Source organism: Nonomuraea soli (assembly GCF_013761175.1).
In the GTDB taxonomy this organism is placed as follows: domain Bacteria; phylum Actinomycetota; class Actinomycetes; order Streptosporangiales; family Streptosporangiaceae; genus Nonomuraea; species Nonomuraea soli.
In genome coordinates this window covers 1,511,212-1,534,032 of sequence record NZ_JACDUR010000001.1, presented here as the reverse complement: position 1 = coordinate 1,534,032, position 22,821 = coordinate 1,511,212, and the positions used below count along the sequence as shown (strand labels likewise).

The following is a 22,821-nucleotide window of genomic DNA, read 5'->3' as shown; positions in this document are numbered from 1 at the left end:
TCAGTGCTCCCTCAACCCTGATTCCACGAGCAGGGGACGCAGCGTATCGGCGTACTGGGCGAGCCCGGCGTCGTAGTCGAGCCACGACAGGGCCAGCCCGTCGACTCCCGCCTCGGCCAGCTCCTTCATGCGCGCCACCACCGTGCCCGGCGAGCCGACCAGCGGCAGGGCGAAGAATCCCGCGATGGCGGCGTGGGCGAGCCCGTCGAAGTCGCCGCTGCGGGAGGAGCCGATCAGCAGCCGGATGGCACGCTCGGCCGCCTGCCGGTCGCCCAGCTCCCCCACCATGCGCTCGTACTGCTCGCGCGCCAGCTCGTCGCTCTCCGCGCAGACGATGTGCGCGGCGGCGAACACCAGCAGATCGGGCTTGCGCTTCTTGATCGGTGCGACGAGGTCGGCGGCGGCTTCGACGGAGGGCAGCATGGCGAAGGTGATGTCGGCGTGCCGGGCGGCGAAGTCCTGTCCCGCCGGGCTGAACCCGGCATTCATGATCACGGTCCGGTTCAGCGGCTTGGGCTCGGACAGGATGTTGCGGCCCCGGAAGTGGCGGCCGTCGAAGTCGAACTCCTCCCCGGCCGCCCAGATCCTATTCAGCAGCGTGATCCATTCCTCGGCCACGGCGTAGCGGTCGTCGTGTTCGCGCAGGTCGTGGCCGAACATCTGGAACTCGTCGCTGTTCCAGCCGGCGACCAGGTTGACCGCGAACCTGCCGCCGGAGATGTGGTCGACCGTGGCGATCTGCTTGGCGGCGGCGACCGGGTGCACCAGCGGCAGGTGGAAGGTGGCGAACACCTGGATCGTCGAGGTGGCGGCGGCGATGCCCGCCGCCCAGGTGAACGGCTCGAAGGAGCGGTGAGCCTCGCGCCGCTCAGCAGCGGCCATTCCCCGCCAGCGTGCCACCGGGATGACGGCCTCGATGCCGGCGGCCTCCGCCGTCCGCGCCAGCCGTACCGACTCGGCCCAGGTCGCCTTCGGAGCGTCGGCGGAGAACGTGAGGTTCGCTCCCCCCGCCATGTTCGGCGAGAAGACCGCCAGCCGCAGCCGGTTGGCGCTGTCGAGCAGGCTAGCCACCGGCCACCTCCGGGATGTGCCCGAGGGGCGTGGGCAGGTCACGGCCGTCGTCCAGGCGCACCACCGGGGTGAGCTTCGGCTTGCCGTACGTGGAGGCGATCTCGGCGTGCGTGTACGGCACGGCCCGCTCCCAGACGGGCGCGCCTCCGGGCTCTCGGAAGTGCGGGATGACCTCCTCGGCCATGATCTGCAGGTTCTTCATGACCATCCAGTGCGGCATCGAGCCGAGCGGGCCGCCCGCGCTGATCGCCATGCCCAGGCCGTACTCCTCGATCATCCGCTCGTACTTCTCGATCACGGTCTGGGGCGATCCGCAGATGATGTAGCCCTGGTCGATGAGCTCGTCGAAGGACAGCTCCCAGAAGTTCTTCACCCCCGCGGCCTGGCGGCCCCTGATGGTGCGCAGCATGGATTCGGCACCGTTGTAGCCGGGCGGCATCAGGTGGTGCATGGGGATCTTCAGGCCGGTGCGGAAGAACCACATGACGTGCGGCATGAACTCGCGGCGGGCCTGCTCGTCGGTCTCGGCGACGTAGGTCGGCACGACCCGGCCGAGCTGGTTCGGGGCGGGCGTGTAGCCGTACTTCTCCTCGCAGATCTGCCGGAACAGGGCGAACGACTTCTTCGTCACCCAGTTGGAGGTGGTGGTCTGCATGTAGGAGAAGCGGCGCTTGGCGACCTCGTCGATCGTGTCGGTGGAGCCGGTGCCGGGCATCCAGATCGGCGGGTGCGGGCGTTGCAGCGGCTTGGGCCACGGGTTGACGTGCTCGATGTCGTAGTGCTCGCCCTGCCAGACGAACGGGCCCGGCTCGGTCCACGCCTTCATGATCAGGTCGTGGGCCTCCCAGAACCGGGCCTTGGAGGTGACCGGGTTCATGCCGGAGGAGTGGTATTCGGCGCCCATGCCGCGCACGTGGCCGGAGATGATGCGCCCGCCGGAGACGATGTCGAGCATCGCGATCTCCTCGGCGACCCGCAGCGGGTTCTGGTGCAGCGGCAGGGCGTTGCCGATGACGCCGATGCGGATGCGCTGGGTGCGGGCGGCCAGGTAGGCGGCCCAGATGTTGGGGGCGTTGATGGTGCCGAAGGCGTTCTGGTGGTGCTCGTTGACCAGGATGCCGTCGAAGCCGAAGCGCTCGCAGGCGACGAGCTGCTCCAGGTTGTCGGTGTAGAGCCGGTGCGCGACCTCGGGCTCGAAGTAGGTGTTGGGCAGGGTGATCCAGCTCGACTCGATCTCCTCTCCCGGCGGGATGAACGGGTAGGGCATGAGGTGGAAGACGTGGAACTCGAGCCTGTTCACTGGTGGATCCCCTCGATGAAGGCGATGAGGTGGGCGGCGGTCCGCTCGGGATGGGCCAGGGGGAAGCCGTGGCCGCCGGGGACGTCGACGCGCCGGGCGTCGAGCAGTTCCGTCCAGCGGGCGGTGTGCTGCGCCGGGACGATGCGATCCTGCTCCGCCTCGATCACCAGCGCGGGCACGCCCAGGCGCGGCAGCCGGTGCTCGAGTTTGAGGTCGTAGCGGAAGTCCCACATGAGCGCGGCGGCCATGCCCATGTCGCCGTAGCGCGCGGCGAACGCTTCGGGACCGCCCTGGTCCGGCGTGCCAGGACCGGGCACGGCCCCTTCGACAGGCTCACCGTTGAAGTAGGCCTCGTCGTAGGAGGCCGGGTTCATGATGAACACGTCGGCGATCGGGTGGCCGGGCACCCGCAGGCCGAACGGCGCCAGCACGCTCAGGCTGGCCACCCGATCGGGCGACCAGACCGCGAAGTCGGCGGCCAGCCATCCACCCAGCCCGTATCCGGCCACGTGAACCTTGTCCAGACCGAGCTGGTCCAGCAGGTCGCGGTAGAAGAGCACGAGGTCGTCCCGGCCGCTCACCCACGCGGGCCTGGCGCTGTCGCCGAATCCGGGCGCGGTCGGGGCGATCACGTCCAGGCGCCCGGCGAGCGCGGCGTGCAACGGCGTCCAGTCGCCGGCGAGCCAGTGGCCGTGCAGGAACAACAGGGGTGGTCCGCTGCCCTCGCGCCGGCAGGCCACGTCGAGCTGTTTCATGGGTTCTCCTCCAGAAAGGCGAGCACGGTGTGGTTGAAACGGTGGGCGTCCTCCAGCTGCGGGCAGTGCCCGCAGCCGTCGAACACCTCCAGGCGCGCGTCCCGGATCCGGCCGGCGGCCTGCTCGGCGAAGCCCCGCGGCTTGAGCCGGTCGAGCGCCCCCGCGACGAGCAGCACCGGCACCTGGATGCGGGCGTAGCCGGGCTCCGGAGCAGGCGGGGGCGAGGTGAGGCCGCGCAGGCCGAGGGAGGCGAAGGCCTCGTGGGCGCCGGGCAGCGCGGCCAGCTCCATCCGCCGCGCGACGTAGGCCTCGTCGTGCGCCCAGGCGGGGTCGGCGCACGCCAGGCGGATCTGCTCGCGCATGCTCTCGGCGCTGCCGTCGTAGGCGGCCAGCCGCGCCATCGCCTCCCGGCTGATGGGCGGGCCGCCGGCGCTGACCAGCACGGCCCGGCGCGCCGCCAGCGTCCCGTCGACCAGGGCTCGGATCAGCGCCGAACCGCCCATCGACAGCCCGACCAGATCCGCTGAGCCGATCTGGAGCTCCTCCAGCAGCCGGGCCAGGTGCCGGATCATCCGCCCCATCCGGTCGCCGAAGTCGACGACCTTCGCCGACCGGCCGAAGCCCAGCCAGTCGGGGGCGATGACGCGGTGTTGCCCGGCCAGCGCCTCGATGTTGCGGCTCCACGCTGTCTCCGCCGCCTCGCCCGGGGCGCCGCCGTGCAGGAGCACCACGACAGGGGCGTCGGGATCCCCAGCATGCAGGTAGTGGGTGTCCACGGCGTCGACGAGGATATGTCTACTCTCCAAGGGAACTCCTCGAATCATTGACGACCGTAATAAAAGTAGCTAACACTGAGCTCTTGGGGAAGAGGCCTTCACCAAGCAGAGGCGCTTGCCTCTAACGATCGTCATGAATATGGAGAAGCAATGGACCATAGGGACTTCCGGCGGGTACTGGGCGCCTACACCACCGGAGTCGTCGTCATCACCGCCGCCACGCCGGAAGGACCCCAGGGCTTCGCGGTCAACTCCTTCATCTCCGTGTCGCTCGACCCGCCGCTCGTCGCCTTCTGCGTGGCCCACACCTCCTCCACGTGGCCGCGCATGCGCGACTGCGACGGGTTCGCGGTGAGCGTGCTGTGCGCGGAGCAGGAGGACGTGTGCCGACGCTTCGCCACCAAGGGCGCGGACCGCTTCTCGGCGCTGCCGTGGGCACCCGCGCCGAGCGGCCATCCCGTTCTCGAGGGGTCGCTGGGCTGGCTCGACTGCGAACTGGAGGCCGCCCATCCGGCGGGCGACCACGACCTGATCGTGCTGCGGGTGACGGCCATGGGAGACGGGGACGGGCAGCCGCTTGTCTTCCACCGGGGACGGTTCACCCGGCTGGCGGACACGGCGACGACGGAGGCGCGCTTCAACCGGGAGGCCGAACCCGACTACGAGACGCCGTTCTTCGCCGTCATCGCCGCGCGGCTCGCCAGAGAAACGACCTCAGGCCAGAGCTGATCGAAACCGGGTATCCGGCCCTCACACCAGGCGGCGCACCGGCAGCCGCCATGCGGTCCGGAACGCCGACACCGTCTCCCACGCGATCTCCGCGTCCACGGCGAACGCGTACCGCGCGCCGGCCAGCGCATCGAAGCTGCCCGGCCACGTCCGCTCGTCCACACAGCGAGCGACCGACGCCCCGTCCAGCCGGCCGATGAACTCCCGCAAGGTCTCGCAGAAGTACGCGTAGGCTGCGAAGTCTCGCATGAGCGGGCTGAGCGGCCCCTTGTCCAGCAAGGCGTCCACGATGGCCGTCGCCTCGCACTCACCCGCGATTCCGTAGGCCGTTTCGTAGAGCAGCGCACGGCATTGGCCCTCGACCCCGGTGTGGACGGTCGCGCGAGCCTTGCGTCTGAGTTCTTCGGCGATCAGCGCTGCGGACAGCTCGGTCAACATCGGGGGTGGCGTCGGCGCGGCTCCCGTTTCGGCCGTGAACAGGTAGTCGACGAAGCTGGAATGGTGTCCACCGTTCGAGTCGCCGGCAGCGGCCGCGCTGAGGGCGTGGCCGAGGCGGACCAGCTGCCGCGCGGTCCGCAGCAGGTCACGAGCCAGCCCGCCGGCAAGGATGTGACACAGGGCGACGTACGGCTCGTGGAGACCGATGATCCGCCGATAGAGCAGGCGCCGGCTTTCTGCGTAGTCGAGAGCGCCCACCCGGAGGATCTCGTCGAAGGAGCTGTCGAACGCATCACGCAGGGGAAGCCCGCGCCGCTCGAAGGTCATGAGGGCGTCATCGGACACCGACACCATGAAGTAGACGTGCGGCAGGCCGAAGATGCCCTTGATCTCGTTGAGGAACCGCTCCGCCTGTTCGGCTGTGCCGATCTTGTCGAGCTCGTCGACGCCGATGAAGACGCTGTGCCCCTTGCGGTCGGCGAACGTGGCGACGCGGTGAGCGAAGGCGCGGAACTGCTCGACGGCCTCCGGATAGCTGAGCGGCTGCTCCGCGCGGGCCACGGAACTGCCGGCCTGCCCCTCCAGACCGACAGGAAGTTTGATCGAGCCCGTCCAGTTCAGGCTGTGGGATTGGAGGAACCGCACTCTGGCCAGGTGGCTCCGGGCTGCCCTGATCAGGGTGCGCGTCTCCGCATCCGGACGCCCGTCCAGGCTCTGGATGATCTTCATGGCCGCGCTGAGGCCGCGCCACAGGCCGGCAGCGCCGACCAGCGCGACCGCCGGCAAAGGCCAGGGATCCGGCAGGAGGAACCACGCGCCGGCACCGGCCGCACCCAACAGGAGGATGTCGATGGCGAGGTCGGAGACGAGCCGTCGAGCCGCGGACATCACCGCGAGCAGGCGCCTCCCCGGTGTCTTGCCGGCGGCCGGGCGGGCCGAGTAATGCCTGATCACGCTCTTGCAGAAGGTCGAGAACAGATGGAGTACGAAGTCACGGGCGGCGTAGTCGACGGGCGCGGACACCATGCAGCGCAAGTCGTCACCGGCTGTCTGGGACGGGTCGCAGTAGTAGCGGATGATCGTGGACTTCCCGGCGCCGCGCGGGCCCGCGATGCCGAGACTGATTCCACTGACCGTGTCGAGCAGCCTCTGCACCTCCTGTGCCGTACGGGTCGGCACCGTGAAGATGCTGTCATGCAACTCGTACAGGCCTGGGCTGCCGGTGACCAGGAACGCGGTGCCGAACTGGCCCACGCGCCTGTCGTTGATGACTTCGCGCACCTCTTCGAGCAGCAGCCCGCGTCCAAGCGCACTGATCAGTGAGCTCCTGGCGCGGTCCAGTTCCGGGTCGTACCCGGGCACCCCCTCGCCGCTCAGCAGTGGCCGGCCCAGGAACGTCATGCGCGCTCGGATCAGCCAGGCCGTGACCGCGGCCACCACCAGGGCAGCACCCGCCCACAGCGCGATCCAGGCGGACGTCCACCCCAGCACGCCGCCCAGGACGCCGGTTGACAACGACAACCCGCCGAGGACGGCCAGCCCGACAGCCAGGGGTCGCAGGACACCCAGTTCGTTCTCGTCAGGGACCAGGCGGTCCGGCTTGAGCGCCAGCGTCTGGTAGGCGCGGAACTCGGGCGCGGCCCGGGAGAACACACGCGGGGCGTCGCCTGTCAGCTGGAGGCGGAGCCTGCTGGCCGCCATCCCGTATTCCTCGAGGGCCGTCTGGATCTCCCGCCTGCCGAGGACATGATCCAGCGCATCCATGTACATCTCGAAAAGCAGAGGGTCTCTCTTCAAGGGGTTCGGGTCGAGGCCCTCTCGTGCCTGGAACGACGTCACGTCGTACCTTTGCACGCCGCGACCGCCGTACGCCAGGCGTGAACGGCGCGGGAGGTCAGCGCAGGGCGGCGGCGATGCCCAGCCGCAGCAGGTCGCCGGTGAAGTCGCACGCGTACCCCGTCCAGGCGTCCCGCAGCAGCTTCTCCGGCCCGACGCCGCTGGTCACCCCGGCGGCTCCGTGCAGCCGGACCGCGCGTGAGGCGTTGGCGATCGCCGCCTCGACGGCCCGCGCCTTGGCCGCCGGCACGGCGACCGCCGCGTCCTGAGCCGTGCCCCATCCACGACGGCGGCGGCGTCGGTGACGAGGAGCCGGGCCTGCCGCACCTCGATCTCCATGTCGGCGACCTGGAGCGCCACCGCCTGGTGGTCGATCAGCGGCCTGCCCCAGCTCCTGCGCTCGCGGACGAACGCCAGCGTCTGTTCGAGTGCCGCCCGCGCCACGCCGACGAAGACCGCGGCCAGGCCCACGGCCATGCCGGGCGTCGAGGTCGCCAGCAGCGGCAGGGCGCCGTCTTCCGGTCCGATCAGTGCGTCATCGGGCACCCGCACGCCGTCGAGGACGACCTCGGCGTGCCGTCCACCCCGCAGCCCGAGCAGGTCCGAGCGCGGCCCGACGGTCAGTCCCTCCGCGTCGGCGGGGACCCAGAAGGCGCTGGTGGAGGTCGCGCCTGGCCGGTCCCAAGCGGTCCGGGCGAACACGATGTAGGCGTCGGCCACGCCCGCGTTCGTCACCCACGGTGCCTTGGCGCCGTCCAGCCGCCAGCCGTCGCCGACGCGGACCGCCCGTGCCCGGAAACCCGATTCCGGACCCGGCTCCGGGTTGAACAGCTCGGAGCCGGCCACCGAAGGCTCGTTCATGGCGCCGGCCAGGATCAGGCCGCGGGCCGCCGCCGGCAGCCACCGTTCGCGCTGCTCTGCCGTACCGGCGGCCAGGAGCAGTCCCGGGACGGTCGCGGACAGGTTGAGCGCGGCGGCGAACCCGGCGTCCACCGCGCCCAGCTCCTCGGCGATGACCGCGTTGTCGAGCTGTGAGCCGCCGCCCCCGCCGTACTCCTGCGGGATGAGCACGCCGGTCAGTCCCATGCGGGCGGCGGCGGCGAAGGCCGCGCGGAAGCGGTCCGCCGGGGGATGCTCGCCGAGGGGCGCGACGTGGTCGGCGGCGAACTCTCGTACGGCCTCGCGCAGCTCATCCACGGGTGCGCTCCTTCATCACCCGCAGCCGGTCCAGGCCGATCGCGGCGATCAGCACGACGCCGCTGACCACGTTGGTCCAGAACGCGCTCACCCCGGCCAGCGTGATGCCGTTGCTGAGCACGCCGAGGAACAACACGCCCAGCAGCGTGCCGAGCAGGCTCCCCCGCCCGCCCATGAACGACGTGCCGCCCAGCAGCACGGCGGCGCCCGCGACGAGTTCCAGGCCGAGGCCGGCCTGCGGCGAGGCCGAGGTGGTGCGGGCGGCATCGAGTACGGCGGCCACTCCCGCCAGGCCGCCGCAGATCGTGTAGACCGCCACCCGGATGCGGGCGACCGGGATGCCGGCGAGCCTGGCCGCCTCCGGATTGCCGCCGGTGGCGTAGATCATGCGACCGAATCCGGTGTAGCGCAGCACCAGCAGGGCGGCCACGAACACGATCGCCGCCACCCACACGGTCAGCGGCAGGCCGAGGGGGCGGGCCGCGCCGAGCTCCACCATGATCGGATAGGTGTACACCGTCTGGGACTGCCCGCCCGAGCCGATCTGGGCTACTCCTCGCAGGATCGAGGAGGAGCCGATGGTGACGACCAGGAACGACAGCCCTGCCTTGCCGATCAGCACGCCGTTGACCGCGCCGCCGACCGCGAAGGCCGCCGCGACGGCGAGCAGGGCCGCGAGCGGTCCTGGCAGTCCCGCGGCCAGGAACACCCACAGCAGCACCGCGGTGAAGGCGGCCATGCCGCCGATGGACAGGTCGATGCCGCCCACCAGCATGACGAAGGTGAGCCCGGTGGCGGCGATCAGCAGCACCGCGTTGGTCTCGGCGACGTTGACGAAGTTCGTCACGGTCAGGAACGGCTCCTGGGTGAGGCCGAACCACAGCACCAGGGCCGCCAGGACGGCCAGCACCCCGGTGTACTGCGCCGCTGCGGCCCGCCGGGGACTGACCCGCTCCGGCCCGCTCGTCCGGGGGCCATCGGTGATCGTCTTCACTGTCATCCTTGTCCTCCGCCGAGGGCCAGCAGCGCCACGGCTTCCTCGGTGGCCTCCTCGCGGGTCAGCTCGCCCGCGGGTCGTCCGTCGGCCAGCACGATGATCCGGTCGGCCAGGCCGAGCAGTTCGGGCAGGTCGGAGGAGACCAGCACCAGCGCGGCGCCACGGGCGGCGAGACCGGCCACGATCTCGTAGATGTCGGTGCGGGCGCCGATGTCGACGCCGCGCGTGGGTTCGTCGAGCAGCAGCACCCCGGGGTCCTGGCCGACCGCACGGGCCAGCACCACCTTCTGCGCGTTGCCTCCCGACAGCCCGCTGATCGGCTGGTCGGGGCCCTGGCAGCGGATGCCGTAGGCGGCGATCGCGCGCCTGGCCCGGCGGTCCTCCTGTCCGTGGTCGGTGCGCTCCAGCGCCCGAAGCCACGGCATGGCCAGGTTGGAGCGGATCGAGTGGCCGGGCACCAGTGCCTGGCTCAGACGATCCTCCGGCACCAGCACGATCCCGGCCCGGTGGGCCTCGATCGGGGAGCGCACCCTGCGCCGCCTGCCGTCCACGAGGACCAGCCCCGACCGCGCGGGGTGCGCGCCGCCGATGGCCTCCAGCAGCTCGCTGCGGCCGGCGCCGACCAGCCCGGCGATGCCGACGATCTCGCCGGCCCTGACCGTGAACGTCACCGGGTACGGCGAGCGCCGGGTGACCAGGTCGCGCACCTCCAGCCGCACCTCGCCGATCGGCACCTGGGCCTTGTGGTAGAAGTCGCCGAAGTCGCGGCCCACCATGGCCGAGGCGATGCCCTGGTCGGTCATGGCCAGCCAGTCGAGCTCCGCGGCGTTGCGCCCGTCGCGCAGCACCGTGGCCCGTTTGGCGAGCCTGCGCATCTCCGGTAGCCGGTGGCTGATGAAGATCACTCCGACGTCGTCGGCCTTGAGCTGGTCGACGACGTCGAACAGGCGCGAGGGATCGGGCATGCGCGCGGTCGCCTCGTCGAGGATCAGCAGCTTGGGCTGCGATCCGAGCGCCTTGGCCAGTTCGACCAGTTCGCGGTCGCCGGGCGCGAGGGAGGCCAGGGGCAGGAGCGGATCGACGTCGAGGCCGACCCGGCGGAGCAGCGGTTCGGCCCGGCGCGCGAGCGAGGCCCGGCTCACCAGGCGGCCGAGGCGGGTGAGGAGCACGTTCTCGGCCACGGACAGATGGGGGACGAGCGTGGGCTCCTGGGAGACGATGCACACGCCCGCGGCCAGCGCGGCACGCGGGTCGGCGAAGTTCACGGGCTTGCCGTCGAGCTCGATCGTGCCCTCGTCGGGCTGGACCGCCCCTGCGATGATCTTGGAGAGGGTGGACTTGCCCGAGCCGTTCTCCCCGGCGAGCGCGAGCACCTCACCCGCCTGCAGTATCAGCTTGACCCGGTCCAGAGCCTGGGTGGCGCCGAACCGCTTGGACAGGCCCGTCACCCGGAGCAGCATCAGCCGACCTTGACGTAGCTCTTGCCGTCCCGCTCCTCCAGGACGATGTCGAACGCGTCGTCGACCCGTTCCTGGAGTGGCCGGTAGGAGCCGACGTTGCTCTTGTCGAGCTTCGCGGTCGGAATGTGGATGACGTCGGGCACCTTGCCACCGCACAGCGCCCGCAGCGCCGCGTAGGCCATGGCCTGCCCGGTCTTCTCGTAGGGGACCGAGAACGTGGCCAGCACCTTGCCCGCCTTGATCAGCGGCACCACGTCGGGCTGTCCGTTGATCGACACGATCACCGGGCTGAAGTCGCCTCCGGTGGACGAGGCGGCCCCGATCGCCGAGACGTCGTTGAAGGTCCAGATGCCCTTCAGTCCGGCGCCGTGTTTCTGCTTCCAGGCGTCGGTGAGCTGCTTGGCCCTGGCCGGGGTGATCTCCTGGTTGACGCCGGTCTCGACCACGTTGAGCCCGGATTCCCTGGCGGCCTTGTCGAATCCGGCCTTCTCCCAGTTGAGCAGTTCGGCGAACGGCGGGCCGTACACGGCGGCGACCTTTCCGTCGCCGACGGCCTCCTTCAGCAGCCGCGCCCCTTCCTCCGCGGCGTAGGTGACGTCGTCCTTGACGGTGGTGAAGAACGGCCCGCCGATCTCGGTGTCCAGCGCCACGATGGGCACGTTCTGCTGGCGGGCGCGGTCGAAGACGGGCTTGGTGGCGTTGGGGTCGACCGGATTGGCGATGAGCACCGCGACCTGCTGCTGGAGCAGCGACTGGATGTCGGCGATCTGCTTGCCGGGATCGAGGTTGGCGTTGACCGACTTGACGCTCACCCCGTGGTCGCCCAGGACCTTGGTGACGATCTGCTCCAGGACGGCGAAGTTGGGGTCGGCGAGCGGCTGGCTGAAGCCGACCGTCTTGCCGTCGGTCTCGGCACAGCCCACGCCGCCGGGGGCTGCCGCCGCGGCGGTGGAGGCGGGCGGGCCGGCGTTCGAGCCGCAGGCGGAGATCAGCAGGGCTGCGGAGAGGCCCGCGAGGGCGAGACTCCTCATATGCCACCTCGATTAGGCAGTTGATCGACGATCGTCGTAGAATCGACAAGTCACGGGATCAGCACAGTGCTCCCCTCCGGACCGACGCGCGACGGAAGCGTTTCACTCACCGGAACGTGACCACTTCCCTTCGCGCGACCGGACGGAGCGGCATGGGCGAACGCCACGACAAGGGCTGGACCGGGGCGACCCCGTCGATGGCCGACTCGCCGCGAAGCGCGGCGGGAGGCCAGCCCCGGATGCTGATCATGGACGTCTGCGGCGCCTACCTGCGTCCGCTGGGCGGCTGGGCGCCGATCGCCAAGTTCGTCCAGCTGATGAACGAGCTCGGGGTCGACGAGCCCGCGACCCGCTCGGCACTGGCGCGTATGCGTGAGCGCGACCTGCTGGAGCCCGAGCGCCGCCACGGGGTGCGCGGGCTGCGCCTGACCGACAAGGCCATGCCGCTGCTGGCCGAGTCCGACCAGCGCATCTTCAGCCACTCCTTGCCCGCCAGGCTCGCCGACGGCTGGGTCCTGGTGTCGTTCTCCATCCCCGAGCAAGAGCGGGCCAAGCGTCACCTCCTGCGCTCGAAGCTGTCGTGGCTGGGCTTCGGGCTGCTGGGCAACGGCCTGTGGATGGCGCCCCGCCGCAACGCCCCCGACCTGGCCAAGGCCATCGAGGAGCTCGGCTACGAGCAGTACGTGATGACCTTCGAGGCCACCTACACCGGCTTCGAGGAGCTCGCGCAACTGGTGCGCCGCGCGTGGAACCTCGACGAGCTCGCCACGCTCTACCGCGAGTTCCTGGAGTGGGCGACTCCCGTCGCCGAGGGCCGGGCCACCGGCCGTCAGGCGTTCGTCGACTACACCCTGTCCATCTACCACTGGCGCAAGTTCCCCTACCTCGACCCGGCGCTGCCCGCCGAACTGCTGCCCGACGACTGGCCGGGGCGTCCGGCCGCCGCCCTGTTCGCCGAGCTGCGGGCGCGGCTGGAGCTGCCCGCGCTGGAGTACGTGCGTTCCACCTGACGGATCGCCGCCGCTGACCTGCGCGGCCAAGGCGCCTAGGCTGCCGACGCCATGGACATCGAGGGATTCTCCGGACAGGTGCTGCAGGCGGCCGATCCAGGATTCGACACGGCCCGCGGTATCTGGAACCAGGCGGTCGACCGCAGGCCCCTGGCCATCGTGAAGTGCCGGTCGGCAGCCGATGTGGCGGCAGCCGTACGGCATGCCCGCAAGAGCGGCCTGCCCGTGGCGGTGCGCGCGGGCGGGCACAACTTCGCCGGCCACGCGCTGGTGGACGGCGGGCTCGTCCTCGACCTGCGTGGCCTGCGCTCCGTCCGGATCGAGGGCTCGGTCCTGCACGCCGGGGCCGGGCTGCGGTGGGGGGACGTCGACGCCGCCACCGCCCCGCACGGCCTGGCCGCCTCCGGCGGCTCGGTCTCCTCGGTCGGCCTCGCCGGGTTCACGCTGGGCACCGGCCTCGGCTGGCTCGGCCGCCCGTACGGCCTGGCCGCCGACAACCTGCTGTCGGCGCAGCTCGTCACGGCCGAGGGCGAGATCCTGGAGGTCGGCCCGGAGGATCACCCCGACCTGTTCTGGGCGATCCGCGGCGGGTGCGGCAACTTCGGGGTCGTCACCCGCTTCGACTTCCGGCTCCACCCGATGGACTGGCAGCCGCAGGCGGGCCTGCTGATGTACCCGGTCGAGCAGGCCGCGGAGGTCATCGCCCAGATCATCGACCTGGAGGTGCCGGACGAACTCAGCTACGCCACCGTGCTCACGGCGCCGCCCTTCGCCGGTCGCCCCGTGCTGCTGGTGACGGCCCTCCATGCGGGTCCCCCCGACGTGGGAGAACCGGTCATGGCACGGCTGCGCGCCATCGGAGAACCGGTGCTCGATCTCATCCGGCCGACGCCGTTCCCGCTCTTCCAGCGTTCGACCGACGAGGCCGCACCCGACGGCCTGCGGTGGGACGTACGCTCCGAATGGCTGAACCGCCCCGACGACGAAGCGATCACGGCCGCTGTGCGCGCCGCGACGGAGGCGCCCTCACCCCTGTCGGAGGTGCTGCTGCGCCCCCTGGGCGGAGCGGTCGCCACCGGCCCCGACACCGCCTTCTCCTTCCGGCACGCCGGCTTCCTGCTGGAGGTCATCGCCAACTGGGCCGCCGGCGACGGCTCGCGCGAACGCGCCTGGATGCGTCAGACCTGGTCAGAGCTGAGCCGCGTCTCCGCCGGCGGCCCCGACGTCAACCACCTCGGCCTGGACGAAGGCCCCGAGCGGTTGCGCGCCGCCTACAGCCCGGCCGCCCACGACCGGCTCGTGCGGGCCAAGCGGCACTACGACCCGGACAACCTCTTCCGCTCCACCCAGAACATTCGGCCGTGACGTTTCGGCTGCCGGAACGCCGTCGCTGACAGCGGATCCGGCACGCCGGAGGATGCGCTTGCTCGGGGGGTTTCATCACGACACCAGAAAGGTGGGATCGGCATGACCGCCGGCTCCCCCGGTGAAGAGCTCAATCGCCGCGAGATCCTCATCGCCTTCGCCGGGCTCCTGCTCGGCCTGCTGCTCGTCGCGCTCGACTCCGTCACCGTAGCCAACGCCCTGCCCGCCATGATCACCGAGTTGCAGGGGCTGCCGCTGCTGTCCTGGGTGATCGTCGCCAACCTCCTCGGCGCCACCGTCGGCGTCCCGCTGTTCGGCAAGCTCAGCGACATGTACGGCAGGCGTCCGCTGCTGGTGGCCGCCATCCTGCTGTTCGTCGTGGGCTCGGTGATCTGCGGGCTGGCCCAGGACATGCCGCAGATGATCGCCGGGCGGGCCGTTCAGGGACTGGGCGGCGGCGGGGTGACCGCGATGGCGATCACCATCGTCGGCGACATGGTCCGGCCCCGGGCTCGCGCGCGCTACCAGGGCTACCTGGGCGCCGAGTACGCGGTCGCCACGATCGTCGGGCCGTTCCTCGGCGGCTACCTGACCGACGCCTTCAGCTGGCGCTGGGTGTTCCTGATCAACCTGCCTCTCGGCGTGGCCGCGCTGATCGTCACCGCGCTGGTGCTCAAGCTGCCGCCGCGGCGGGTCGAGCGGACGATCGACTGGCCGGGCATCGCCCTGGGCCTGACCGGCCTCACCTGCCTGCTGCTGGTGGCCTCGTGGGGAGGCCAGCAGTACCCGTGGACCTCGCCGATCATCCTCGGGCTGGGCGTGGCCGGAGTCGTGCTGCTGGCGTTGTTCGTCGTCGCCGAGCGCCGCGCGCCCGAACCCCTCATCCCGCTCGGGCTGTTCACCGGCTCGGTGTCGCGGATGGCGCTGATCCTGATCCTGCTGGTCGGCGTGGTCAACTTCACCGCCGTGTCCTACCTGCCCACCTTCCTGCAGATCGGCTTGGGCGTCAGCGCCACCAACTCGGGCATCCTGCTCTTCCCCCTGATGGGCGGCCTGATCGTCACCTCGATCATCTCCGGTCACGTGATTTCGCGGACCGGCCGTTACCGGCTGTGGCCCATCGCCGGGGCCGCCGGGATCACGGCCGGGCTGTACCTGCTGTCGACGATGGACGCGAGCACGGCGCCCGTCACCGCCGCCGTCTACATGGGCATCCTCGGCCTGGGCGTCGGCTGCATGGCCCAGCTCACCGTGGTCGTGCAGAACAGCGTCGGCCGCGAGGACCTCGGCAGCGCCACCGCCACCGCGGGCCTGTTCCGCGCCCTCGGCGGCGCCGTCGGCGTCTCCGTCTTCGGCGCCCTGTTCACCAGCCGGCTGCAGAGTCACCTCACCGAGTTCGTCCCCGCCGGATCGCTGCCGCCAGACGTCAACATCGGCTTCCTGCAGCGCAGCCCGGAAGCCCTGCGGCAGATGCCGCCCCCGGTCCAGGAGGGCATCGCCCAGACCTTCGCCCACGCCATCGCCGCCACCTTCCTGGTCGCCGTGGTCGTGGGAGTGCTGTGCCTGATCGGCGCCCTGCTGCTCAAGGAGATCCCCGTGACCGACCCCGAACCCGAGGAGAACCTCGTATGAGAACCCTGTCGTCCTTACTGGCGGCGCTCGCCCTCGCCGTGACCTTGGGCGTCACCGCCGCCCCGGCCCAGGCCTGCCCGCCGGGCAACCCCGGCTGCACCTTCGACGAGCACCGCAACGGCTGGTTCGGCGGCTACGTCGTCGACCACTACGCCCAGATTCCCGCCCCGTTCGGCTCCGGACCCGGTGCCCCCGCCCCCGAGCGCCCCGACATGACGATCTACCTCGTCGGCAACGTCACCGACACGCCGTTCGCCCCCGGCCTGCCCATCCCGGGTGTCGGCTACATGCCCGACCACGACCACGTCTGGCCCTCCTGGACGCTGTCGATCGTCGACGGCTACGGAAAGATGATCATCCCCGGCCCCAACGCCACCGCCGGCAACGTCAAGACCCGCCCCATGCCCGAGGGCAGCCTGGCCGGCGCGCCTCTCGCCTACTCCGTCAAGCTCGGGCACGCCTGGTTCCCGCTCACCAGCGGCCAGATCATCCAGCTGGGCCTCGACGCCGGCCTGCTCGCCACCACCGACATCGGCTGGGGCGGCGTCGGCTGGATCGAGCACAAGTAACCCCTCTCGTGGCCGGGGCGTGATCGTCCCGGCCCTCATCCAGGAGCAGCATGCACACCGCCTGGCACCTCGGCCTGCCCGTCAGCCTGAATCCCGCGGCAGGAACCGCACACGACTCCGCCCGCCTCTTCGACACGGGAGGGCGGCTGGTCCTCGACCGCATCCCGTCCGGCGCCGCCGTGCTGCGGCGGTTCCGCGTCGAGCCCACCGCCATCCCCATGGGGAAGATCACGGTCCCCCTCGACAACCACGCCGTCATCGAGTACGGCCTGCGCCATGGACTGCTCAGCCTGACGGAGACCGGAGAGGACGTCTTCACCGTCTCACCCGTCGCCCCGGAGCGGTTCTCGGTCGCCACCCGCATCGAGTCCGCGCCCGCCACCGCTCCCGACCCGGGCGAGCGTGCCATCTACGGCTGGTACCTGGGCATGCCCCTCGTGCACCACATCATCCTGCCCGAGTACTACGGAGGCACCGGCCCCGCGGACCCCTCACCGGAGTTGCCCTCGCTGCGCACCTACATCACCGGCACGGTCGAGCACCAAGCGCTCAGCTCCCCCGTCCGCCAGGTGCCCACCGCCTCCGGAACCAAGACGCTGATCCCCCACCAGAACACCACCGACACCCATCCCGGCAACCGCCCGCACAACAGCTTCGGCTTCTTCGTCCTGCGCGGGCCCAAGGGCGACGACGGCAACGTCCTGACCGATCCGTGCCCGCCCGACAGCATCCCGGACGCGCCGCTCGCCCACCGCATCCGCATCGGCGAGCACTGGGTGAGGCTCAACCACCACCAGGTCATCGAATACGGCGTCGAGACGGGACTGCTCAGGCTCGAACCGCTCGAGTTCGGCGGGATCATGACGGCGTCCTTCCCGGACGCGGGCCAGCTCTCCATCGCCTGCGACCCCACCGGCGTCGTCCCTCCCGGCGAGATGGCCCGGCGCACGGTGGGGACGATGAACCTCAGGAAGATGGCCCGCGCCAACTCACCGGTGCGTGAAGGTGCCCGGCGCGTCGCTGTTTCCTGCCGTTCGTTCTCCTTCGAGCCCGCCGAGATCGAGGCCAGGGTGGGCGAGCACGTGGCGGTGGAGCTGACCTCGCTCGACATCCCGCACAACTTCACCCTTGAGGAACTGGGCGCGTTCGTCCAGGCGGACAAGGGCGAGACGGCCGTGGGCGGTTTCACGGCCGATCGGGCCGGGACGTATGAGTTCTACTGCTCCGACACCGTCCATCGCGCCGTCGGCATGCACGGCACGCTGATCATCCGCTAGCGCGCTCTATTCGGTGGCGGCCTGTGCCATGATCCCGCGGAGCAATGATGACCGCGCTGCCTCGCCGCGGGACGGGCCACCCGCGACACGGCCCGAGCTCGCGAACCTGTCGCGGCGCACGCAGGCCTCGCGCCGACGCTCAGACGTGCTGCTGGCGGACGCATGTGGTCGCCCCGCACCGTCGGACCAGCCCGCCGTGCGCGCTGCGCAGGCGTTCGGCGAGGAGGGTTACCGTCGGGACGCCGGCGTCGCTGGATGCGTTCACCGCTCGGGCAGGCCGGCCAGCTCTTGGAGCACCTCGGCCACGACCTCGGTCTCGGTGGTCGCTTCGAGGATCCGCCGCGCCTCCTCCAAAGCCTGGCGTGCTTCCCCGGAGCGGCCCGTCCTGGCCAACGCGATTCCCAGGTTGCGGTGCGCATACCCCAGGGTCACGGCGATGGGGTGCGCGCTCAGTTCGGGCAGCGCCTGCTGGATGGTGTCGATCGCCTCCTCCCACCGTTCCATACGGACGTAGGCTCGTCCCATGTCGTGAAGGGTTACGCCGATGCTGTAGGCCATGATGGCCGGATCGCCGCCGTAGCCGGGATCCCGGAGGGTGGCCAGGCACGCCCGGCCGTGCTCCAGCACCTCCTCCATCCGCCCCAGCCGGCCCAGCGACACCATCACCGTGGTGGCAGCCTGCGGGTAGCCCTCCGGGTCTCCGGCCCGGCGCAGCAGGTCTGCGCTCTGGCGGGCGTACTCCAGCGCGTTCTCCTGTCTCGACGTCTCCGGCTGCTCGGCCCAGGCGGCGTAGAGCAGGGCCCAGCCCTCCTGGCGTACGTCGCCCACGGCCCGTGCCAGCTCCGCTGCCCGCAACGCGGCCGTCCGCCCCTCCGCCGGGCGGGCTTCGCAGAAGACCAGCGCCCACGACAGGTAGCCGAGATGCACCGATTCCTGAAGCCGGTCGCCCATGGCCCGCGCCGCGCCGGAGGACAGCTCGAAGATCTCGCGCCAGTAGCCCCAGAACATCCACTGGTCGGAGAACCAGTGCATGGACTCGGCCACCTCGACGACGGTCGCGTGCTCGCCCCGCCGCGCCGCCGAGCGCAGCGCCTCCAGCCAGGCCGTCCCCTCCTCCCGTAGCCAGGTGCCGGCCTCCTCCCGGCTGCCGAGCTCGATCAGGGAACGCCAGCCGGGAGGCGGCTTGCCGTACCCGGGCTCGAACCAGCGCCCGGCCACGACCGCCACGTCCAGCAGCCAGCTCTCCATGCGCCGGCGCGCACCGTGTTGTGCCTCGATCGAGTCCTCCTTGGCCAGCCGGGCGCGGGCATAGAGGCGGACCAGGTCGTGGAAGCGGTAGCGGGCGAGGTACGGCGACTGCAGCAGGCCCAGCTCGACCAGTTCCTCCAGCGCGTCCTCGGCCTCCTCCGGCTCCATCTCGCTCAGGATCGCGGTCAGCGGGACACCGAAGTCCGGTGCGGCGGCGAGCGCCAAGCGCCGGAAGACCAGCCGTGCCGTACCGGACAGCTGCTCGTAGGAGAACGAGAACGCCGCGGCGACGGCCAGGTCGCCGGCGGCCAGGGCCTCCAGCCGCCGTTCCTCGTCGTCGAGCCGTCCGGCCAGCTGGCTGGGCGTCCATCCGGGCCGGCTCTGCAGCCGGTTGCCGACGATGCGTACGGCCAGCGGCAGGTGGCCGGAGAGTTCGGCCAGCCTGGTCAGACCGGCCGCATCCGAGCTGGAACGTTCCTCGCCGACGATCGTGCGCAGCAGGCCGGCCGCCTCTTCACCGGACAGCGGGGCCAGCGGGACCTGCCGCACGCCTTCCAGCCCGGCGAGGGTCCTGCGGCTGGTGACGATGGCCATCGTGGCGCCGTCCGGCGGCAGCAGCGGGCGGACCTGGCTCTCGTGGGCGACGTTGTCCAGGACGATCAGGCATCTGCGCTCGCGCAGCAGCGCGCGGTAGTGCCCCGCTCGTTCCTCCTCCTCGCCTGGGATCCCGCTCTCCGGGACGCCGAGCGCCTTGAGCAGCCGCGCCAGCGCCACCGCCGGAGGCAGGGGCGTGGCGTCCATGCCGCGCAGGTCGAGGTAGTAGCCGCCGTCGGGAAACAGGGCGGCCAGCTGCCCGGCCGCGTGCACGGCCAGGGCGGTCTTGCCGATCCCGCCGGTGCCCGAGACGGTGGCGACGCTCGCGGCCGGGGAGCCTGCCTGCTCGGCCAGCCGGCGCAGCTGGAGCAGTTCGGCGGCTCGCCCGGTGAAGTCGCCGACGCCGCGCGGCAGCTCGCACGAACCGGGCGCGGGGCCGGCCGGCCTCGGACGGCCCGCCCTGGCGGCGGCGGTCAGCGCGGCCCGCTGGCCGGTGTCGAGCTTGAGGGCGTCGGCCAGGGCTTCGACCGTACGCCGTTGCGGGCCGCGGCTGTGGCCGCGCTCCATGTCGCTGATCGCCCGCGCGCTCACGCCCGACGCGACGGAAAGCTCCTCGAGCGTCAGCTTCGCGTCCTGCCGCACGCGCCGCAAGAGCAGACCGAACTGGCTGACCATGCGTCGAATCTACTGGCTCGAACCGGTTGCGGAGCGACGTGTCCGGATCGTGGATCGGGGCTACTTCTGCGTGCGGTTCTGCATGGTCGCGCCACACATGCGCGACTTGGATGAAGACCACGAAGCCCACGTCAAGCAAGGGAATCCGACATGCCGTACGTGACCGCCGGCGACGGAGCCTCGCCGCCCACACCTCAACCCGCCAGGAGAACCCGGTGAAACCCGACACGATCGTTCTGATCCACGGCTTCTGGGTCACCCCGCGCAGCTGGGAGAACTGGGTCGCCCACTACGAGGCCAAGGGGTTCCGGGTGCTCGCCCCCGCCTACCCCGGCTTCGAGGTCGAGGTCGAAGCGCTCAACGCCGACCCCACGCCCATCGAGCGGGTCACCGTACCGCAGATCATCGACTCCCTGGAGAAGCTCGTCGGCGGCCTGGAGCGGCCGCCGATCCTCATGGGCTACTCCGCCGGCGGGGTGTTCACCCAGATCCTGCTCGACCACGGGTACGGCGCGGCCGGCGTGGCGGTCAGCTCAGCCCCGGCCGAAGGGGTGAAGGTCATCCCGCTCTCGCAGGTCAAGGCCACCTTCCCGATGCTCGGGAACCCCGCCAACCGGCACCAGGCGGTCGGCCTGGACTACGAGCACTGGCGCTACGCCTTCACCAGCACCTTCCCCGAGAGCGAGGCGCGGGCCGCCTACGAGCGCTACCACGTCCCGGCCTCCGGCCACATCTTCTGGGGCAGCGCCCTGGCCAACATCCACCCCGGAAAGGACGACACCTACGTCGACTACCACAACAACGCCCGCAAGCCGCTGCTGTTCATCTCCGGTGAGCACGACAACCTCATGCCGCCGCAGATCCAGCGCTCCAACGCCAGGCACTACAGGGCGCCGGACACGATCACCGACGTGGTCGAGTTTCCGGGCCGCTCCCATCTGATCCCCGCCCAGCAGGGCTGGGACGAGGTCGCCGACCACGCCCTGGACTGGGCGCTCAGGCACGCCGGCCACGGCGAACATGAGGCGGCGGATCTCCTTCCAGGCGGCACCCTCCTCCCGCCATCATCGGCCTGCGGGTTCTGACCCGCACCACACCACAAGGAAGCGTCACATGACGAACGTCCACTTCACCCATATCGGCGGGCCGACCGTACTCATCGAGTTCGGCGGCTGGCACCTGCTCACCGATCCCACCTTCGACGCTCCCGGGCAGACCTACTCCTTCGGCTGGGGCACCTCCTCACGCAAACTCACCGGACCAGCCGTGAGCGCCGCCGATCTGCCACCCATCGACGCCATCCTGCTCACCCACGTCCACCACGGCGACAATCTCGACAGCGGCGGCCGGGCCCTGCTGCCGGGCGCGGGAACCGTCGTGACCACCCGGCCGGGAGCGCGGTCGCTCCCGATGAAGGCTCGCGGTCTGCGCGCCGGCGAGTCGACCCGCCTGGAAGCGCCCGGCCGCCCGCCCATCGACATCCTGGCCACGCCCTGCCGGCACGGGCCGCCGCTGAGCCGCCCGATCACCGGCGAGGTGATCGGCTTCGCCCTGAGCTGGCCGGGCCAGGCCCACGGGCCGCTGTGGATCACCGGAGACACCGTCGACCATCGGGCGCTGCGCCGGGCCGCCGCCGCGATCCGGCCCAGCACGGTGCTGCTCCACCTGGGCGGCGTCGGCTTCCCCCTGACCGGGCCGCTGCGGTACAGCATGACCGGGCGCCAGGCCGTACGGCTGTGCCAGACCTTCACCCCGCGCACGGTGCTGCCGGTCCACTACGAGGGCTGGGCGCACTTCCGGCAGGGCCGCGACGGCGTCGAGCGCGACCTGGCGCGGGCACCGGAACAGATCAGGGGCCTGTTCCAGTGGCTCCCGCGAGGTACGGCGACGCAGTTCCAGGTCTGACCTCACCGGGGATGAGCGACGGGGGCCGCGTCGCACCGGGCGTGCGCCTCACCCGTACAGGCCGGCCGCGCGCGCGACCTCCTCGTTGCGACGCAGGTGGTCGTGCCCGGCCGGGCCGAGCGCCGTCAGCGTTCCGGCGATGAGCGTCTCGATGACCGCCAGCGCGGGCACCAGGCTGTCGTACGGCGAGGGCGAGCCGACCCTGCTGGGCAGCACCACGTCCGCGATCGGGGCGATGGGCGACAACCACGGGTCGGTGAGCAGCACGATCCTGGCCCCCTGGTCGCGCAGGTATCGGGCCAGCTCCAGCGTCGGCGGCTCGTATCTGCGGTAGTCGAGGGCGACCAGCACGTCCTTGCGGCCGGCGGTGGCCAGGGTGGCGGCGCGCTCCACGGCCATCTCCGACAGCGGGTGGACGTTGCCGCGCAGTTGCGCCAGGTGGAGGGCGAGGTAGCGGCCGAGCAGCCCGGTGAAGCGGCCACCGGCCACCAGGATGCGGCGTCCGGGATCGGCCAGCAGGTCGACGCCAGCCTGCAGGTCGTCGGGCGGCAGGTCGGTGAAGGTGTCGGCCACCGCGCTGCCGAGACTCTGTCCGGCCAGGTGGAGCAGCTCGGCCGCCGAGGAGGGACGTGAGCCGTAGCCTCCGGCGTCGTAGAGGGAGGCCGGTGAGGCCTCCCGGCCGCCGAGTTCGGCGCGCAGCCTCTCCTGGAAGTCGGCGAAGCTGCCGAACCCGAGCCGGGAGGCGAAGCGCAGGACGGTCGGCGCGCTGACCCCGGCGCGGTCGGCCAGCTTGGCCGTGGTCTCCAGGCCTGCGGCCGGATAGGCGGCCAGCAACGCTCGGGCGACCTTGCGCTCGGCGGGGCTGCACTCCCCCAGGCGCTCCTTGATGATGTCGCTGAGCCGTGGCATCCCTGGTCGAACTCCTTCCGGACGGGCCGCCGCCGTGTGGAGGCGGC

The 22,821-nt window shown here is 71.2% G+C and carries 20 protein-coding genes; 8 read left to right on the top strand and 12 right to left on the bottom strand.

What is annotated here, in order from left to right:
• From HNR30_RS07265 to HNR30_RS07250, 4 genes are read right to left on the bottom strand one after another with little or no spacing between them, the layout of a single operon-like run.
• Positions 1-1,071, bottom strand: a complete 1,071-nt coding sequence (locus HNR30_RS07265; RefSeq protein WP_181608843.1) for an LLM class flavin-dependent oxidoreductase — start codon at positions 1,069-1,071, stop codon at positions 1-3.
• The gene (locus HNR30_RS07260) at positions 1,064-2,371 is read right to left on the bottom strand and encodes an LLM class flavin-dependent oxidoreductase (protein ID WP_181608842.1); all 1,308 of its coding nucleotides are present in this window, start codon (positions 2,369-2,371) and stop codon (positions 1,064-1,066) included. Before HNR30_RS07260 ends, HNR30_RS07265 begins: the two co-directional genes overlap by 8 nt.
• Complete coding sequence (locus HNR30_RS07255) at positions 2,368-3,126, bottom strand: alpha/beta fold hydrolase (RefSeq protein WP_181608841.1); 759 nt, start codon at positions 3,124-3,126, stop codon at positions 2,368-2,370. Before HNR30_RS07255 ends, HNR30_RS07260 begins: the two co-directional genes overlap by 4 nt.
• Positions 3,123-3,932, bottom strand: a complete 810-nt coding sequence (locus HNR30_RS07250; protein WP_181608840.1) for an alpha/beta fold hydrolase — start codon at positions 3,930-3,932, stop codon at positions 3,123-3,125. Before HNR30_RS07250 ends, HNR30_RS07255 begins: the two co-directional genes overlap by 4 nt.
• 120 nt (positions 3,933-4,052) lie before the next feature.
• Between HNR30_RS07250 and HNR30_RS07245 the strand changes: the two genes are divergently transcribed.
• Entirely contained in the window at positions 4,053-4,631 is a 579-nt protein-coding gene (locus HNR30_RS07245) for a flavin reductase family protein (RefSeq protein ID WP_181608839.1), read from the top strand.
• A 21-nt stretch (positions 4,632-4,652) separates the two neighbouring features.
• On the opposite strand, the gene HNR30_RS07240 is transcribed toward HNR30_RS07245, so the two are convergent.
• The 6 genes from HNR30_RS07240 to HNR30_RS07215 are packed head-to-tail and all read right to left on the bottom strand — an operon-like array spanning position 4,653 to position 11,590.
• Positions 4,653-6,908, bottom strand: a complete 2,256-nt coding sequence (locus HNR30_RS07240; RefSeq protein WP_181608838.1) for a hypothetical protein — start codon at positions 6,906-6,908, stop codon at positions 4,653-4,655.
• 55 nt (positions 6,909-6,963) lie between these two features.
• Positions 6,964-7,155 carry an acyl-CoA dehydrogenase family protein gene (locus HNR30_RS49965; RefSeq protein WP_220133189.1) on the bottom strand — a complete coding sequence of 64 codons (192 nt, stop codon included), beginning with the start codon at positions 7,153-7,155 and terminating at the stop codon, positions 6,964-6,966.
• Entirely contained in the window at positions 7,071-8,102 is a 1,032-nt protein-coding gene (locus HNR30_RS07230) for an acyl-CoA dehydrogenase family protein (RefSeq protein ID WP_181608836.1), read from the bottom strand. The genes HNR30_RS49965 and HNR30_RS07230 overlap by 85 nt, the downstream gene beginning before the upstream one ends.
• Entirely contained in the window at positions 8,095-9,102 is a 1,008-nt protein-coding gene (locus HNR30_RS07225; protein WP_181608835.1) for an ABC transporter permease, read from the bottom strand. The genes HNR30_RS07230 and HNR30_RS07225 overlap by 8 nt, the downstream gene beginning before the upstream one ends.
• Positions 9,099-10,559 (bottom strand): sugar ABC transporter ATP-binding protein, encoded by a 1,461-nt coding sequence (locus tag HNR30_RS07220; protein ID WP_181608834.1) that lies wholly within the window; start codon positions 10,557-10,559, stop codon positions 9,099-9,101. The genes HNR30_RS07225 and HNR30_RS07220 overlap by 4 nt, the downstream gene beginning before the upstream one ends.
• A complete protein-coding gene (locus tag HNR30_RS07215; RefSeq protein WP_181608833.1) occupies positions 10,559-11,590 on the bottom strand; it encodes a sugar ABC transporter substrate-binding protein in 1,032 nt (343 codons plus the stop codon). Before HNR30_RS07215 ends, HNR30_RS07220 begins: the two co-directional genes overlap by 1 nt.
• A 116-nt stretch (positions 11,591-11,706) precedes the next feature.
• Here HNR30_RS07215 and HNR30_RS07210 point away from each other — a divergent pair, with 116 nt between their 5' ends.
• The 5 genes from HNR30_RS07210 (at position 11,707) to HNR30_RS07190 (ending at position 17,443) form a co-directional block, all read left to right on the top strand.
• A complete protein-coding gene (locus HNR30_RS07210) occupies positions 11,707-12,600 on the top strand; it encodes a PaaX family transcriptional regulator (protein ID WP_181608832.1) in 894 nt (297 codons plus the stop codon).
• 51 nt (positions 12,601-12,651) lie between these two features.
• A complete protein-coding gene (locus tag HNR30_RS07205; RefSeq protein WP_181608831.1) occupies positions 12,652-13,965 on the top strand; it encodes an FAD-binding oxidoreductase in 1,314 nt (437 codons plus the stop codon).
• A gap of 102 nt (positions 13,966-14,067) precedes the next feature.
• A complete protein-coding gene (locus HNR30_RS07200) occupies positions 14,068-15,597 on the top strand; it encodes an MDR family MFS transporter (protein WP_181608830.1) in 1,530 nt (509 codons plus the stop codon).
• Positions 15,594-16,166: a hypothetical protein gene (locus HNR30_RS07195; RefSeq protein WP_181608829.1), complete on the top strand. Its 573-nt coding sequence runs from the start codon at positions 15,594-15,596 to the stop codon at positions 16,164-16,166. The genes HNR30_RS07200 and HNR30_RS07195 overlap by 4 nt, the downstream gene beginning before the upstream one ends.
• A gap of 50 nt (positions 16,167-16,216) precedes the next feature.
• A complete protein-coding gene (locus HNR30_RS07190; RefSeq protein ID WP_181608828.1) occupies positions 16,217-17,443 on the top strand; it encodes a cupredoxin domain-containing protein in 1,227 nt (408 codons plus the stop codon).
• Between the two features lie 261 nt (positions 17,444-17,704).
• Here the strand turns inward: HNR30_RS07190 and HNR30_RS07185 are convergent, their stop codons facing one another.
• Positions 17,705-19,960 (bottom strand): helix-turn-helix domain-containing protein, encoded by a 2,256-nt coding sequence (locus tag HNR30_RS07185; protein ID WP_181608827.1) that lies wholly within the window; start codon positions 19,958-19,960, stop codon positions 17,705-17,707.
• 215 nt (positions 19,961-20,175) lie between these two features.
• Here HNR30_RS07185 and HNR30_RS07180 point away from each other — a divergent pair, with 215 nt between their 5' ends.
• The gene (locus tag HNR30_RS07180) at positions 20,176-21,045 is read left to right on the top strand and encodes an alpha/beta hydrolase (protein WP_220133188.1); all 870 of its coding nucleotides are present in this window, start codon (positions 20,176-20,178) and stop codon (positions 21,043-21,045) included.
• Between the two features lie 28 nt (positions 21,046-21,073).
• Positions 21,074-21,865 (top strand): MBL fold metallo-hydrolase, encoded by a 792-nt coding sequence (locus tag HNR30_RS07175; protein ID WP_181608825.1) that lies wholly within the window; start codon positions 21,074-21,076, stop codon positions 21,863-21,865.
• A gap of 48 nt (positions 21,866-21,913) precedes the next feature.
• Here the strand turns inward: HNR30_RS07175 and HNR30_RS07170 are convergent, their stop codons facing one another.
• Complete coding sequence (locus HNR30_RS07170) at positions 21,914-22,774, bottom strand: MurR/RpiR family transcriptional regulator (protein ID WP_181608824.1); 861 nt, start codon at positions 22,772-22,774, stop codon at positions 21,914-21,916.
• Positions 22,775-22,821 lie beyond the last annotated feature (47 nt).